The organism is Bradyrhizobium sp. USDA 4449 (assembly GCF_054056275.1).
This window is the reverse complement of the sequence record NZ_JBSRYD010000001.1, coordinates 3,417,102-3,432,705: the sequence shown is the minus strand read 5'-3', so window position 1 is coordinate 3,432,705 and position 15,604 is coordinate 3,417,102. Positions and strand designations below refer to the sequence as shown.

General features: G+C 56.5%; 10 protein-coding genes and 2 riboswitches. Of the genes, 3 read left to right on the top strand and 7 right to left on the bottom strand.

Annotated elements, in window-relative coordinates; genetic code table 11:
* Nucleotides 1–114: 114 nt before the first annotated feature.
* The 4 genes from ACVIIW_RS16125 to ACVIIW_RS16110 form a co-directional block, all read right to left on the bottom strand.
* Nucleotides 115–900 carry a carnitinyl-CoA dehydratase gene (locus ACVIIW_RS16125; protein WP_456701635.1) on the bottom strand — a complete coding sequence of 262 codons (786 nt, stop codon included), beginning with the start codon at nucleotides 898–900 and terminating at the stop codon, nucleotides 115–117.
* Nucleotides 858–3,005 carry an acetate--CoA ligase family protein gene (locus ACVIIW_RS16120; protein WP_456701634.1) on the bottom strand — a complete coding sequence of 716 codons (2,148 nt, stop codon included), beginning with the start codon at nucleotides 3,003–3,005 and terminating at the stop codon, nucleotides 858–860. Before ACVIIW_RS16120 ends, ACVIIW_RS16125 begins: the two co-directional genes overlap by 43 nt.
* A gap of 246 nt (nucleotides 3,006–3,251) precedes the next feature.
* Nucleotides 3,252–4,409, bottom strand: a complete 1,158-nt coding sequence (locus tag ACVIIW_RS16115; protein ID WP_456701633.1) for an acyl-CoA dehydrogenase family protein — start codon at nucleotides 4,407–4,409, stop codon at nucleotides 3,252–3,254.
* Nucleotides 4,410–4,454: 45 nt separating this feature from the next.
* Nucleotides 4,455–5,651 carry an acyl-CoA dehydrogenase family protein gene (locus ACVIIW_RS16110; RefSeq protein WP_456701632.1) on the bottom strand — a complete coding sequence of 399 codons (1,197 nt, stop codon included), beginning with the start codon at nucleotides 5,649–5,651 and terminating at the stop codon, nucleotides 4,455–4,457.
* 1,095 nt (nucleotides 5,652–6,746) lie between these two features.
* Between ACVIIW_RS16110 and ACVIIW_RS16105 the strand changes: the two genes are divergently transcribed.
* Both ACVIIW_RS16105 and ACVIIW_RS16100 read left to right on the top strand, forming a co-directional pair.
* Nucleotides 6,747–7,703 carry an aminotransferase class IV gene (locus ACVIIW_RS16105; RefSeq protein WP_456701631.1) on the top strand — a complete coding sequence of 319 codons (957 nt, stop codon included), beginning with the start codon at nucleotides 6,747–6,749 and terminating at the stop codon, nucleotides 7,701–7,703.
* Nucleotides 7,704–7,716: 13 nt separating this feature from the next.
* A complete protein-coding gene (locus ACVIIW_RS16100) occupies nucleotides 7,717–8,928 on the top strand; it encodes a glycine C-acetyltransferase (protein WP_456701630.1) in 1,212 nt (403 codons plus the stop codon).
* A gap of 254 nt (nucleotides 8,929–9,182) precedes the next feature.
* On the opposite strand, the gene ACVIIW_RS16095 is transcribed toward ACVIIW_RS16100, so the two are convergent.
* From ACVIIW_RS16095 to ACVIIW_RS16085, 3 genes are all read right to left on the bottom strand, one after another.
* Nucleotides 9,183–10,352 (bottom strand): M20 aminoacylase family protein, encoded by a 1,170-nt coding sequence (locus ACVIIW_RS16095; protein WP_456701629.1) that lies wholly within the window; start codon nucleotides 10,350–10,352, stop codon nucleotides 9,183–9,185.
* A gap of 392 nt (nucleotides 10,353–10,744) precedes the next feature.
* Complete coding sequence (locus tag ACVIIW_RS16090) at nucleotides 10,745–11,968, bottom strand: M24 family metallopeptidase (RefSeq protein ID WP_456701628.1); 1,224 nt, start codon at nucleotides 11,966–11,968, stop codon at nucleotides 10,745–10,747.
* Nucleotides 11,969–12,053: 85 nt separating this feature from the next.
* On the bottom strand, nucleotides 12,054–12,992 hold the full coding sequence (locus ACVIIW_RS16085) for a D-aminoacyl-tRNA deacylase (protein ID WP_456701627.1): 939 nt from the start codon (nucleotides 12,990–12,992) through the stop codon (nucleotides 12,054–12,056).
* A gap of 753 nt (nucleotides 12,993–13,745) precedes the next feature.
* Nucleotides 13,746–13,845, top strand: a riboswitch (glycine riboswitch).
* Nucleotides 13,846–13,848: 3 nt separating this feature from the next.
* Nucleotides 13,849–13,936, top strand: a riboswitch (glycine riboswitch).
* 63 nt (nucleotides 13,937–13,999) lie between these two features.
* On the opposite strand from ACVIIW_RS16085, the gene ACVIIW_RS16080 reads away from it, so the two are divergent.
* Nucleotides 14,000–15,247, top strand: coding sequence for a D-amino acid dehydrogenase (locus ACVIIW_RS16080; RefSeq protein WP_456701626.1), 1,248 nt, complete (start codon nucleotides 14,000–14,002; stop codon nucleotides 15,245–15,247).
* The last annotated feature ends 357 nt before the right edge of the window (nucleotides 15,248–15,604 follow it).

Genomic DNA, 15,604 nt, shown 5'->3' with positions numbered 1-15,604 from the left:
AAACGGAGGTTCCCAAGCCAGGAGCTGATACAATTGGGTTGGATCTTACGAAACACGTGCTTACTGACAGCGGCATACGCCGCCCACTGATCGAATCACTCTAGGCAAACTGCGCTATCTCCCCTTCCAAACCGGATTGCGCTTTTCGGCGAAAGCCCGTGGTCCCTCCAGCCTATCCTCCGAACAATGGAGGGCTTCTACACTCGCGAGTTGGCGACGCGAAATCCTATTTATGGCGTCTTGGAACGTGAGGACCTCCGCTACGCGTACCGTCTCCTTGATCGCGGCAAATACGAGCGGCGGCCCGCTGGCGAGTAGTCGTGCAATCTCCCAGACGCGTTCCTCGAGCGTTTCCTTGGGCAGCACCTCATTGACGATACCCCAGCGATGCGCCTCTGCGGCATCCATCCAGCGACCCGTAAGCAGTAATTCCATGGCGATATGGTAAGGAATGCGTTTTGGTAACTTGATACTTGCCGCGTCGGCCAGCACGCCTGCGCGAATTTCCGGCAGCGCGAATGAAGAATGATCGGCGGCGTAAATCAGGTCACAGGAGAGTGCCAGTTCGAAGCCACCACCTACTGCCATGCCATTGACGCAGGCAATCACCGGTTTGTTGAGGCCGCGTAGTTCCTGCAATCCACCGAATCCGCCGACGCCGTAGTCGTTGTTGCCGAGTTCGTCCGCAGCTGCTGCCGATTTAAGATCCCAGCCTGCGCTGAAGAATTTATCACCGGCCGTCTTGACAATTGCGACGCGCAACTCGGGATCGTCTCGAAACGCCTTGAATGTATCACCCATCAGCTGGGAGGTTTTGTTATCTATGGCATTGGCCTTCGGCCGATCCAGCGTGACCTCTACGATTGCGCCTTCGCGGCGGGTGGTGATGACGCCAACCATTTCTGATTTTCTCCAGTTTTCCCAAGCATCAGAGTTTTACTTCTTCGAAGCACCAGCAGCGCGTCTGCAATCCAGGCGCCTTTGCCTTCTGTACAGACAATCAGCGGGTTAATGTCTACCTCTTCGATCTCGCGGGAATTTTTCTGAACAAAGGTTGCGAGGCCTGAAATGGCCTCGATAGCTGCCGCGACATCCGCCTTGGGCCGCCCGCGGTAGCCTTCCAGCAACGGGTAGAGTTTCAGTCCGCGCAGCGCTGCTATTATATCCTTGTGCGTTGTCGGCAGCATCAGGGTTACCGTGTCGCGCAACAACTCAACCAGTACGCCGCCGGTGCCGAGCCTCATTACTGTGCCAAACATGGGGTCGCGGACGAAGCCGACGATTAGTTCGGCGACGCCGTCGCGTACCATACGTTCGACGTAGAGCCCTGACCCGAGCGCGAGCAGATCATGCGCTGCGGCACTAACCGACTCGGCGTCGCACAGATTCAGCCGCACCGCACCAACTTCCGATTTGTGCGCGACGCCTAGCGCCTTCAGTGCTACAGGAACTCCGAGCGCCCTGGATACGGTCACTGCCTCTTCCGCATTGCCGGCGCGCTCGCCCTTTGGCACGGGCAGCCCAGCTTTGAGCAGCATTTCCTTGGCTTCGGCCTCCTCAATTACTAGACGATCGCCGGCAAGCCTACCTGCAGCCGCGGTGTCGATTGGCTCGGCCCGCGGCCCCGACCACGCCGTGCCAATAAAAGCTCCCGCCTCTGCAGCTTGCATCGCTTCTGAAATCCCTTGTAAAGGCGCTATGCCACGCTCTATGATTCCGGGAATGTACTCTTCAGGCATGTTCTCGGGTAGCGACGAGACAATCGCGCCCCGCGCCTTGTTGGCCTTCAGCGCCGCTTCGAATGCGCGTATACTCGGCCAATAAGTGGTGTTCGAGCAGCGGTCGGGACGCGGGAAGTCAAGCACCATCATGTTGAGATCAAGGCCACCCGCAACCATTGCCGTGAAGGTGTCGGTCAGCGCCGGCTCGTTGTTCCAGATGAAGGTGTGGTAGTCGAGCGGGTTGGCCACCGCAACCAGCGGCCCAAGCGTCGATTTAACACTGGCGCGGTGCTCGTCGGTGAGGCGAGGAAAATGTACGAGACGCCCTTCCGCACTGTCCGCCAAGACCGAAGCTTCGCCACCCGAGCAACTGACCGAGGAGAGGCGTGGGCCAGGCAACGGTCCGGTTACGTGCAAAAGCTTCAGCGCCTCGACGAAGGCGGGAATCGATTCGACGCGGGCGACACCAAGCCGCTTCAGGAATGCGTCGGAAGCGGCGTCCGAGCCAGCAAGCGAAGCGGTATGCGATAAGGTTGCGTGACGCGCTTGCTCGGAACGGCCGACTTTCATAGCGATGATCGGCTTCTTCAACTCTCGCGCACGCGCGGCAAGCCTTTCGAAACCGGCTACGGAATCGAACGCTTCAATGTGGAGCCCGAGTGTGCTGACGCGATCGTCCTCAATCAAACCAAGGGCGATCTCGGAGAGACCGATCTGCGCCTGATTGCCGGCGGTCATCAGAAAAGCGATTGGTAAGCCACGCTTCTGCATCGTCATGCTGATGGCGATGCTTGAAGACTGCGTGATAATAGCGACGCCACGGCTTCCTTCGGCCAGTCTAACGCCGCCATGCTGGTCAGGCCACAAGAGTGCCCCATCGGCATAGTTGATCAGACCATAGCAGTTCGGACCAAGCATCGGCATGCCTTTGGCAGCCTTAACCAGCTCACTCTGCAGCCGTTCGCCGTCGTGGTCGTAGGCTCCGACTTCGAGAAAGCCGGAAGCATAGCAAACGGCGCCCCCCGCGCCGCGCAAGGCGAGGCATGAGATCACGCCTATAGTGAGATGCCGGTTCACGCCGACGAAAGCGGCGTCAGGCGCACCGGGCAGATCGGCCACAGAATGGTAGGCCCTTCGGCCGGCAATCTCATCTTTGGTTGGGTGCACCGGCCAGATCTCGCCCGCAAACCCTATCTTAATGGATTGCGTAACAACAGATGCGGCCTGTCGACCTCCGAAGACAGCGATAGATTTCGGACGTAGGAGGCGCTCTAACTTATGCATCGATCAGGTCCTAAAAACCAAGATCGCGCTGGGGACTCCAACGGCGATCCATCGCCCACTCCTGCGGGGAATTGCGTCAAACAGCAACTCCCCAGATAGGGGAGGTCACAGGGATCCTGCGGTCAAATTGATCACCGGATTCATACCCAAGCTGCTCACACCCGCACGGTTGCCCAGTGAAGCCTCAACTGGAACACGAGTGCCGGCTTGACAAGTTTACTCACGCCAGCGCCTCAATTTTGCCCTTCAATTCATCGCTTCACTGAGGAGTCCTCCGAGAGCCGCAAGTCGCCTTAGATGAAAGTCTGTATCGCCAAACGAGGCACCTAGCATGGTGACATGTTTGAAGTAGTGACCGACGCTGTACTCCATCGTCATTCCGATGCCACCGTGGAGTTGGATCGACTGGTGCCCGATCGCCTTCGCCGCGCGACTAATCTGGGCCTTTGCCGCCGAAACTGCGCGCTCGCGCTCGGTCGTCTTGGCTTCGCCTATCATCATTGCGGCATACATGGCCATCGACCGGGATTGCTCTAGTTCGACGAGCATGTCGACTGCCCGATGCTGCAAGACCTGAAAGTCGCCAATTTTCCTGCCAAATTGCTCGCGCGTCTTGAGATATTCGAGAGTAATGGCGTTCATTTTGGCAAAGCAGCCGACGGCTTCTGCGCAAATTGCTGCAATCGCCTCGTCAGCCACTCGCGAAATAACTGGGAACGCTCCTGCCGGGTCACCAATGACATTGGCGGCTTCGACGTGCACGTTCTCGAGCGTGATCTCGGCCGCACGCAGGCCGTCTTGGGTCGGATAGCCGCGGCATGTAAGACCTGACGCATGGGCATCGACCAGGAACAAGCCGATCCCATCCTTGTCCCGCGTCTCTCCGGCTGTTCGTGCCGATATGATATACTCGTCGACCGAGTCGCCGTGGAGAACAAGGCCCTTCGCGCCATTCAGGATCCATCCATCGCCATTGTTCTTAGCCTGCGTCTTAATGTCGAAAAGGTCAAAGCGCGACTGCGGCTCAGCATAGGCGAAAGCCAATTTCATCCGGCCCTCCGCGATCGCGGGGATAATCTTTGTCTTCTGCGCCTCGCTCGCCCCGTGCCTGAGGATACCGCCGGCAAGGACGATGGTCGCGAAATAGGGTTCGAGGATCAGCGCCTCGCCGAAGGCCTCCAAGATGATCATGGTATCGATCGCACTGCCGCCGAAGCCGCCATATTCTGGAGCAAAGGGCAACGCGAGAAGACCGAGTTCGGCATAGCGTGACCACATCGCTTCACTATATCCCCGCTCCTCCGCCTGATACCTGCGGCGGTCGTCGAAGCTGTAGCTGTCGAACAGCAGCCGCTCGACGCTTTCTTTGAGAAGCCGCTGCTCCTCGGAAAGATCAAAGTCCAACGTAATATTCTCCTGAACCTGGGTCGCGCCAGCGGCCATTGAACCTCAGAGGCCGAGGATCGCCTTTGCAATAATGTTCTTCTGGATCTCGTTGGAGCCCGAATAGATCGAGGCGGCTCGGCTTCCGAAATATGTAGGCGCGGCCCTCGTGACCCAATCAATGCCGATTGATGGCTCACTGCCGCTCTCGAATTCCTCTTCCGAGAAATAGGGAAGCGCGTAAGGGCCGGCTACATCCATTAGCAGTTCGGCTGTCATCTGCTCAATTTCCGAGCCTCTGAGCTTAAGGATGGAGCTTGCAGGGTCGTGCGAGCTCTTCTGCTGCTTTGATGCATTAGTGACGACGCGAAGCTGCGTCAGTTCGAAGGCCTTCAGTTGGACCTCGACTGCGGCGACCCTCTCGCGGAACGCGGCTTGGTCGACTAGTCGCTCATCGCCGAGGCAACACTGCGCGGCAAGTCTCTTGGCGTGCCGGATACGCTCCTCGGAAATGGCTACTCCGGCGTCTGCGAAGCGTTCATTGCCGAGTAGAAATTTGGCATAGTCCCACCCCTTGTTCTCCTCGCCGACGAGATTCTCGGCCGGAACACGGACGTTATCGAAGAAGACCTCGTTTACTTCGTGACCGCCGTCGATTAACTGTATCGGACGCACACTGACGCCTGGCGTCTTCATGTCGATCAAAAGAAAAGAGATCCCCTGCTGTCTTTTCACATCCGGATTCGTCCTGACCAAGCAAAAGATCCAATCAGCGTATTGCGCCCAGGTGGTCCAGATCTTCTGGCCATTGACGACATAGTGCCCGCCATCACGTACCGCTCTGGTCCTGAGTGAAGCGAGATCGGACCCCGCGCCCGGCTCAGAGAAACCTTGGCACCACCAGTCCTCTGCATTAGCGATACGCGGCAGGTAGTGTTTCTTCTGCGCCTCGTTCCCGAAGGTATAGATGACCGGGCCCACCAGAGACTCGCCGTATCCGAACTTGAACCGCGCGGGAAGCGCCCTCACCTCTTCCGCAAAAATGTACTGTTGCAGCGGAGTCCACCCCGCTCCGCCATGCTCCTTAGGCCAAGTCGGGACGCCCCCGCGATTGAGGATACGCGCTCCCGCAGCTTTCTCCTCTTTCGAGAGCTGACGGCCTTCGGACAATTTTCGCGGTATCTCCGGCAACATGTTTTCACGCAAGACGTGCCGCACTTCTTCGCGAAAGCGCCGTTCTACTTCTGTGAATTCAAGATCCATTGCTCTTCCCGTATCTAAATTCTAATTCAGACTGCCACAGTGGTGATTGCGGAGCACTTCGAAATCTTGAGGAAGCCGAGCCTCGATTGGAGAAGATGCATCGAGATCACCTTCAGCACTACGCCCATCGTGACTTTCATCAGAACGCTCGCCGCGCGGGCCTCAACCGCCGACCGGGCCGGACTGCATCATGTGCGACCCTCGCTCGACCGCGAGGACAGCGCCTATGACTGCGCAGGCAATCGACACATTTGAACAATTTCACCGCAACGCCACGCCGACGATACGATTGAATAAATAGTATCCGTCCGTCATGCAGAAATTAAAGAATATGGCGACTGATAAGCAGAAATCCTGCGCCTCCTAGTTGTCCGTTGAAGTATTACTTCTTCCCATCTGACGGCGATCGAAGAAGCCGCCAAAGCCTCTCATCTTCGTTCCAGCTCTATTGCATGTTGGTTTCACAACTCGGCTGTCGTTCAGCTCAAGGTGGCCGATGAGCGCACGAGCGCGCAAGGCAACGCGGTGCCGAATCCGGAGCGCGGACCAGCTCTGCGCAAGGAAAATACAAGCATGTCCTCGCAATCATTCTGAGTCGGAGAGGATAGCTGGCTCTATGCGACGTGTTTCGCGCGGCCTAACTCATGCGGTCCACGAGGTCACTTCCTGATCGAATACGGAGCATATCGAAGACGACGCTCGAAGCAGTGCAGCGTCACTGTATCATCGAAAGATCCGACGTCAGAGTGCCTGCGGTCAGCTCAAATGCACCCGACACTGACGTGCGAAATTGCCTGGTATCAAAAGATTTGGAGCCGCGACTTTACTTCTATGCTCAGGACCCAAGAGCCGAAACCGGAAGAGCTCGGCGCCCTAGCCACGTTCTTATTGTACGAAAGCTCCACGTATTCCGTCCAGACGCATAATTTAGGCCAGACGAGGCACCACATCGAGGGAATACGGCTCGCAAGGCTGCTAGCATTCAACGTGACTAGGTCCATCGTTCCGATCCTCAGCCTGATGGAGCACCATGGCCGAGATCTTCGTTTCCCCGAAGCAAGAATTCGTTCGTCGTCCCACCCCCTGCTATTGCCAATGAGTCCGATGACAGAGCTCTCACCCGTGATTTCAGCAATCGATCAGCATCACATCGACCATCGGCGCTACCCCCATGGAGTCGCTTTTATGGATGGGCAATACTTGCCGATGTCCGAGGCCAAGATCTCGGTGCTCGATTGGGGTCTGCTGCATTCGGACGCAACCTACGACACAGTACACGTCTGGAACGGACGGTTTTTCCGATTGGATCTGCACCTTGACCGATTTCTGGCAGGGGTTGAACGTCTTCGCATGAAGCTGCCTTTCGGTCGCGAAAAAATTGCATCTATCCTCGTGCATTGTGTAGCCTTGTCCGGCCATAAATCGGCTTACGTTGAGATGATCTGCACGCGGGGTTCATCTCCGACATTCAGCCGTGATCCTCGCCAAGCAGAGAACCGTTTCATCGCGTTTGCTGTGCCTTATGGCTCCGTTGCCAACAAGCAGCAATTGGAAAGAGGCTTGCACGTCGCGATCAGCGAGACCGTCCGCATCCCGCCAAGTTCAGTCGATCCCACGATCAAGAACTACCATTGGCTTGATCTCGTGCAGGGTCTTTTCGACGCCTACGACAAGGGCGCCGAAACGGCGCTGATCTTAGATGCGAACGGGCATATTGCGGAAGGACCAGGCTTCAATGTGTTCCTGGTAAACGATGGATCGTTGAGGACACCCGCTTTTGGCGTACTGCCCGGTATCACGCGTCGAACGGTCCTCGATCTTTGCACGGAAATTGGGCTCCGCGCCACCGCTTGCGAAATCAGCCGTGACGCTATCAAAGAGGCTGATGAGGTGTTCATTACCTCCACAGCCGGCGGTATCATGCCCGTGACCCGCATCGACGACACTAAGATTTCCAAGGGGCAGGTCGGATCTATCACCCGCCGGCTTATGGATCTCTATTGGCAAAAGCACGCGGATCCCGCATGGTCGACTGCTATCATTTATCCTTGATCGGAAATGAACCATGCGCTCGCTCTTTGGTCAGCGACTACGCGACAATCTCGATGAGCTATCATCGCGAAACCTCCTGAAAGTCGAGCGAGAGATCGCCTCGCCTCAGTCGACGCATATACACCTGCGCGCACTTGGCGAGCGCCAGCTCCTGAACATGTGCGCGAACAACTATCTTGGTCTAGCCAGTCACCCAGCACTGGTGTGCGCCGCGCATGCGGGTCTCGAACGGCATGGCTTTGGAATGTCGTCCGTGCGGTTCATTTGTGGAACGCACTCGGTTCATCGAGCGCTTGAATGCAGGATTTCCAGCTATCTTCGCACTGAAGACACGATCCTATTCGGTTCGTGCTTCGATGCGAACACCGGTCTGTTTGAGGCCATACTCGACACTGACGATGCGGTAATCAGCGATAGCCTGAATCATGCAAGCATCATAGATGGAATTCGGCTCTGCAAAGCGAAGCGACTTCGCTATGCCAACAATGATATGAATGAACTAGAGCACGCTCTACGCGAGGCAAGTCACTGCCGAACAGTGCTCGTTGTGACCGATGGCGTATTTTCCATGGATGGCGCTGCCGCGAATCTTCCAGGCATCTGCGAGCTAGCAAAACGCTACGGCGCCCTGGTCATGGTCGACGACTCTCATGCTGTGGGGTTTATCGGCCCAGAAGGGCGTGGAACGCCAGCGCTGTACGGGCTCGAAGATCAGATTGACATTCTTACCGGCACGCTCGGCAAAGCGCTTGGCGGAGCATCTGGAGGGTACGTCTCGGGCCGTAGCGAGATCATTTCTTGGTTGCGACAGCGTGCGCGCCCATACCTCTTTTCAAACTCACTGATGCCTGCAATCTGCGAGGGTTCATTGGCCGCAATCGACTTGGCAGAAAGCGCAGACGATCTCAGGCAAAATCTCTCTGCTCGCACTGGTCAGCTACGACAAGGGTTGATCGGTCTGGGATTTCAAGTTTTGGGCAACGAGCACCCAATTGTGCCCGTGATGACCGGGGACGCGGCAGTGGCGGTCCAGATTGCTGAGTTCTTGCGTACGCATGGCATTCTCGTCGTTCCGTTCTCGTATCCTGTTGTCCCGGAAGGCGCTGCGCGGATCCGCATGCAGGTAAGTGCCGCCCACAGTGCGGGCGACATCGAAAGAGTAATTGCAGTATTCCGATCGGCAAGGTCGGACCTTAATAAGCCAACTATCACACACGAGCTCTAAGCTCTCCAACATCAGGCAACCCCAAGAAATCAATTCACGTCGGGGGACGCAAACCGCCTCTCCGGCATGGCCCAAATACATCGAAGCAGGGCCGTAAAGTCAGCTACGGGTAAAATCGAGCGAGCCACGTGATTGCACTCTGTAATTAAAGCGCAGTTGGTTCACTAATCTAAGCTAGCCGCATTTTATCTGCTGTAGTTTTGCCGCTCGCCGAGCCTTTGGTTGACGAGATCAATCGAGACAGACCGGGTGATTCAGATAGACAGCAATGTCTCGACCAAATTCACCCAATAGCCTATGCCATAAGGTAACGCTTCATCGTTGAAATCATATGCCGGGTTGTGCACACCGGCAGTCGGCCCGTTTCCGATGAATATCATTGCGCCCGGCCGGGCCTCCAGCATGTAGGCAAAGTCCTCGGCCCCCATACCTGGTTTGATATTCTCGTGCACAGAAGCGGCTCCGACCAGGCTGCGTGCCGCCCTGATCGCCAGATTAGTCTCTTCGGTGTGGTTGAAGGTCACCGGGACTGATCGACGGTATTTAAACTCGATATCCGCTCCGAATCCGCGCGCGATACCCTGGGCTGCCGCCATGATCTGGCGTTCGGCAAAGTCTCGCAGCTCCGGAACATGAGTTCTAACAGTGCCGGCCATTTCGACTTCATCGGCAATGACGTTGTAGGCGTTGGCGGCGTTCAACTTAGTCACTGAAATGACAAGCGAGTTGATCGGATTCGTGGTGCGCGACACCAGAGTTTGCGCGCCGACGATGATCTGTGCAGCAATTACGACTGGATCGATGGTCTCATGCGGCTTGGCCGCATGGCCGCCCCGCCCCTTCACGACAATGTCGAAATCGTCTTGTGAGGCCATGATCGGTCCATCGCAAATGCTGAACTTGCCGATCTCGGTGCCCGGCGCGTTGTGCATCCCAAAGACTTTCGAGATGCTGAAACGGTCCATGATTCCTTCCCGGACCATTTTCAGGCCGCCGGAGGGAAGCTCCACTTCTTCTGCCGGCTGAAAAATCAAGGCGACGCAGCCTTTGAAATTGCGTGTCTTGGCGAGATATTTCGCAGCGCCCAGCAACATGGCCGTATGACCATCATGCCCGCAAGCGTGCATTTTACCGGGCACTTTCGAGGACCACGGCTTGTTTGAGGCCTCGAGGATGGGCAGCGCATCCATGTCGGCCCTCAGCCCGATGGTGGGACCATCTCCACCCTTCCCTTGAATCAATGCAACGATGCCGGTTTCAGCTATTCCCGTTTCGATGTGATTGATACCGAACGAGGCGAGCTTCTCGGCGACAAACCGCGCCGTATTGTGTACCTGAAAGTCGAGCTCGGGATTTTCGTGGAGATATCGGCGCCAAGCGGTTACCTCATCCTGCAAATCACGAAACTGATCAACACTATGCATGCCAGACCTTAAAATCCGAATCCATTAAAGGATACAGCACCGCCTGAGCGTGCGGCGGGCTCTCGGTGCGCACGCGTGAAGCGGCCCCACGCACTTTTTGCTGCTGTCGCTCGCATTCTGACCTTTTCGCAATGGAGTAAGCCATAAGCAAAATGTAGAGACGTCATGGCAGGAGCGCCGCAACTATTTGGCGCAGACCGTGTCGGCTTCTGCACTCTACTCGTGAACTCCAATTTGCCACAGTCTCTTAGGCCGGCTCGCTGATATCGCACACTTTCGTGCGGCCATTGAGACGCACGCTTAAAACGCCAATGAGACATCATGGCCGCTTCAGGCTTACGGCGAGAGCTCGGCATGCCCTTCCTTTCTGCTACGTTCCGTCTTCTTATTTGTTATATGGCCACCACTGGCATTTTTCGCGAAGCACGAGAAGTGAGCAACTGCGAGCCAGTTTCGGTCACGACGACCACCTCTTCATGCAGCATCAGCTTAGGTGATCCGTCGAAATATGAGGGATATGAGGTGCTCGGTTCAATGTTAATGATCATGCCTGGCTTTAGTATTGTCTTGTCATCCGGTTGGACAGACGGTAGCTCTGGCATCCATAAGCCCATGGAGTGTCCCATTCGGCCGATGTTGGTAGCTTTACCGCGATTGTTTGAGCCATTTAGTACGGCCGACATTGCGCCCCAGACATCACAGATCGGAATGCCAGGTCTAGCGGCGGCAATTCCCGCTTCAGTGGCATCCCAAACGACCTGATAAGCATCCTGGGTGTGCGGATCAGGTGCACCGAAAGCAAAGTGTCGATCGAAATCGCTCCAATAAAAGTCGAACAGGCAGCCGGCATCAATAAACAGCACGTCTCCGTCCGACAGAATTTTGTCGGTCGGAACACCGTAAGGACGCGTATATCCCCCGCGCCCAGAAACACCCACTATTTTGCTTGTCTTCTCGACACCGCGACTGAAACATTCGAATTCGAACTGGCGACAGGCCTCGCGTTCCGTCATACCCAGACGCAGTTTAGATGCTAAATTTTCGAATGCTTCCGAAACAAGCCTACATACAGTTCGAATTCTGCCAATCTCTAGCGGAGACTTGATCATTCGCAGTGGCGTGAAAATCGGATCCGATGCGTCGACGAACCTTCGAGGCTTGATCGCATCCGCAACACGCAAGAAATCACCTGCGGGGAAGCCAAGCCTACTCTCCGCACCAAGCTCTACGCCGATTCTGGCGTCCTCTGGCAGTAACTCGCGCAACGCTTCGGCAAGTGCGGACACACCCTCATTTTTCGGATTTGGACTCGGCCAGCTTCGGCAGTTTTTTACCCACGTCGTGTCTCTATAAAACTGGTCCATTCCCTCCGGAACGACGGCAACGGGGTCACCCGACGAACGAATGAGAAGAAATCGTGGCCGGGTCGTCTGGTACGGGGTCGTGCTAGGCTCGCCAGTGAAATATCGCAAATTGTGTTCGGACGTCGCCAAAAGCGCGTCAATGGCATGCTCTTTCATCAGACGCCGCGCGCGCTCGACGCGGTCCTCGTATTCGATCCGGGGAAACGGATCATACTGAATGGTCCTTATCGAACCAATCCCCATACCGTTCATCGCTCTTCTCCAGAGAAACACGTCAATCGCAGGACGACCGACAATTTAGATGCCGATCCGACAGCAGATGGCCACCTTCGCGCGCTCATTCGACAATATCCTTCGGGAAAGCCGCGCGTAATTTTTTATGCGAAAGCATGGGAACACCGAGCTCTTCCGCGAGCAGGCGAGCAACACCTTTGTAAGGCGCTTTCAGCTTATCGTGGTACACGATGCTTTGGATCCCGCCGACAATCGAGTGCACGCAAGCTCGCAGGTCGATCAAACGACTTTCCTGGTCATAGCCATCCGACACGAGCCAATGGTTTGGTAGCACGTGACTAGCCGCGATCGGGAGGCGATCGCGCGACTGCAATACCGCGTTCGTGAAGCTTGGCTCGAAGTGAACACCTCCGATGCAGAGCACGGAGTGCACCGGTTCCTCAATACGATCGAAAATTCCCAGTAGCGATCGCGCCAGCACTCGAGCTGCAATAGGATTTCCCCAATCTTCGGGTGAGCTTCCGATCTCGACATCGACAGCCGAAGGTCGCAGGTCAGCGAGACGGGTACCAGCATCACCAGCCTTGACGCCGGACCAATGAGTCGCTTCCAGGTAAGTGCGATAAGAGTCAAGACCGGAAGTGAGCCGCTCGGCTTCGATCGCTAGAAGAAGCCCCCGGGTAATCCGGGGATCGACCGCGCTGAAGGTCCCGGTGCCCAGATCGCCCGTCGTTTGAACCGAGAAGATCGCGTTTGGCGCATTAGCGCCCTCGTGCCAGTTCACGATGCCAATAACGTTGGCATCACCGAAGCGATCATTAAACATTGGCGCGTAGCGCGCATAGTCGTTACTTACGACCTCGTTCGTGGCCACGATCGAAATCCTGGCGTCATGCAAGCCAGCAACTTCGAGCACCGAGTGCCCATCGAGTTCGAAACTCGTTGTAACAGGAGCGCATGCGGTTTTGAGAGCGTCGAGAACGTGCCCAGCGACCGGGTCCTTTTCTTGATTGACGCAGAAGACAAAGACGGCGTGCCTCATCGAGGTCCTCCGCCGAGTTCAAAGCAGATCGAGAGCGTGAGAGGTCTATCTTCAACTTGGCGCGGTCGTCTTTTCGGACTTCTCGGAAACCACCATGCTCTTTGAACCAAAATCCGAGCTTGCACGGCGAGAGCGGGCGCGCGGGAGGCGATCAACTGGGACAGAGCCACAACGGCGCTGCTCGCGCTCTGAGTCCCCTTGTCCGCTGGCCTGCCTGGTGAAGCAGCGACCTGGACTCGCGCGGATTGATAGTGGCGGCAGCGGATCGCCGGACCAGCAGCGAACTTAACCTGCCCGCGCGACGAACACGGGCGAATCTTGCCGTCATGGGCCAGAGACGTCGACGCAAGCGGTTTGAAGAGCCGCTCATCGAGCAGGGCAACCGCGTCAGGCGTGCAAGCCTCCATTTTGGCTCGACTTCGAAAGAGATGCATGCCAGCGACAGCTTTCTAGGTTCATACACCCACCGCATACTTATTAGAGCGTCGCCGCGCCAACATTGTGCGTTCTTTAGATGATCTCGCAGAATTTCTGCGCTAGCCGGGGATAGCTCGCCGGAAACCACTGGGCATCGAGCAATGCAATGATCAAAAGCGAGATCAGCATAGTACTCGGCAAGAAACCACCTGCTAATCTGGGTGGGGGAGCTAGGGCAAAACATCAAGCCGTCGCTTACGCCGCCGATTTTTTGGTCCGACGACTCATCGCGGCTTGACAGGTCGTGAGTACGTCTGAGAGTGTTATCATGTCTGATGATGGTGTGCGGGAGAGCGCGATAAGCCTGCAAAGGCCTATCACCGCCGACGGAGCAACCCCCCAAGGAAACTCTCAGGCCCAGGACCGCACACCGAGGACGATCTGGAGAGAGGTGCCAGTCAGCACCCACCGAAGGGGACCGCGATCCACGTGGATTGCGGATAAAGCTCTCAGGTGCACGGACAGATTTGGGGACGGAGGGAGGGCGAAAGCCATTTCACCGTTCGTTCAACCCTGTCCTGGAGCACACGATGAGCACGGTCGTCATTATTGGATCCGGTATCACCGGAGTTACAACTGCCTATGCCCTGGCCCGCCGCGGCTATTCGGTTACAGTCTTGGATCGCCAGCGCTATCCGGCGATGGACACTTCGTTTGCGAACGGGGGCCAATTATCGGCAAGCAATGCCGAGGTCTGGAATAACGTCGCAACGATCGTAAGAGGCTTGAGGTGGATGCTGCGCAAAGACGCACCATTGTTGCTGAACCCAAGGCCCAGTTTTCACAAATATACTTGGCTGGCAGAGTTCGTAAGCCAGATTCGAAACTATCGCCAAAATACGATCGAAACGACGAAGCTAGCGATAGCCGCTCGCGAGCATCTTTTTGAGCTAGCCGATCGGGAGAGCATCGATTTCGACTTGGAGCGGCGAGGAATTTTGCACGTTTATTCGAGCAAGCTCGAGTTCGATGCGGCCTCTCGCGTGAATCAGTTGCTGCTCAAGGGCGGATTGGATCGCCGTCCCGTGACGCCCTCTGAAATGCTTGCAATAGAGCCAGCTCTGCGCGATCAGTATTATGGCGGCTTCTTTACCCCGTCTGACTCAACCGGCGACATTCACAAGTTTACGCGCGGCCTCGCTGCGGCTTGCGAGCGAGGGGGCGTACGCTTCGTCTTTGATGCGGAGATCTGCGGCATGCGGTCCGACCGAGACGGTGTGGTCGTACACTGGAAACCAGGTTCGTCGAAGGAAGAACTCAATGCCGAACGCGTAGTGGTTTGCGCAGGGGTCGGCAGCCGCCGCATTGCTTCAATGCTGGGGGACAACATCAACATTTATCCCGTGAAGGGGTACTCGATCACGGTAGAGCTGGGAGACGAGACGAGCCAAAAGGCCGCGCCTCGTGTCAGCCTGCTGGACGAGGCCACCAAGATCGTGACCAGCCGGTTAGGAGAAGATCGCTTCCGGGTCGCGGGGACCGCCGAGTTTAATGGCGAAAACCGCGATATCCGCTGGGATCGAATTAAGCCCCTGATAGGATGGGTAGAGCGATCGTTTCCGGATGTGTCCACCGCGCAGGTGGTGCCATGGGCGGGCTTGCGTCCTATGACACCTAGCATGATGCCGAGGGTTGGCCGAGGCAAACGCCCGAATGTTTTCTACAATACTGGCCATGGCCATCTCGGCTGGACATTATCCGCTGTTACAGCTGAAATGATCGCTGATGTCATTATGACAGACCGCAGCAACACTCGGCTGAGCGCATCGCTGCCCTGATCCTGTTCAGTGGATCCTAGTCCATACTCCCGCCGATATCGGGGCGGGAGCACGTCGGTTGTGACAGAGCCGAAGCGAATTTGCAGTCGCCTTCGAAAGGTGATGCGCCCCTCAGTGCCGGGCAACTCGGTTCCCGCAATTTATTGTCTAGGTAAGCCCTGTGACCACTTGGCACGTTGCTTCCGAAAGCCTTCCTATGACGCAGTTGTTGCGACCGCTCCCGAATTGACGCCGACCAGATGGGGCCGCATGAAAGACGTCGTTTCTTAGCAGGGCGCACGCAGTACACACCGCGAAGTGCCGTGGCATTTAAGGACGGGACGCAGCTTTGTGCGGAGCGAATTCAGGGTACCAAAG

Excerpts from the sequence above, each read along its gene's own strand:
- ACVIIW_RS16125 (WP_456701635.1), bottom strand. The coding sequence starts at position 900 with ATGGTTGGCGTCATCACCACCCGCCGCGAAGGCGCAATCGTAGAGGTC.
- ACVIIW_RS16120 (WP_456701634.1), bottom strand. The coding sequence starts at position 3,005 with ATGCATAAGTTAGAGCGCCTCCTACGTCCGAAATCTATCGCTGTCTTC.
- ACVIIW_RS16110 (WP_456701632.1), bottom strand. The coding sequence starts at position 5,651 with ATGGATCTTGAATTCACAGAAGTAGAACGGCGCTTTCGCGAAGAAGTG.
- ACVIIW_RS16105 (WP_456701631.1), top strand. The coding sequence starts at position 6,747 with ATGAGTCCGATGACAGAGCTCTCACCCGTGATTTCAGCAATCGATCAG.
- ACVIIW_RS16100 (WP_456701630.1), top strand. The coding sequence starts at position 7,717 with ATGCGCTCGCTCTTTGGTCAGCGACTACGCGACAATCTCGATGAGCTA.
- ACVIIW_RS16095 (WP_456701629.1), bottom strand. The coding sequence starts at position 10,352 with ATGCATAGTGTTGATCAGTTTCGTGATTTGCAGGATGAGGTAACCGCT.
- ACVIIW_RS16090 (WP_456701628.1), bottom strand. The coding sequence starts at position 11,968 with ATGAACGGTATGGGGATTGGTTCGATAAGGACCATTCAGTATGATCCG.
- ACVIIW_RS16085 (WP_456701627.1), bottom strand. The coding sequence starts at position 12,992 with ATGAGGCACGCCGTCTTTGTCTTCTGCGTCAATCAAGAAAAGGACCCG.
- ACVIIW_RS16080 (WP_456701626.1), top strand. The coding sequence starts at position 14,000 with ATGAGCACGGTCGTCATTATTGGATCCGGTATCACCGGAGTTACAACT.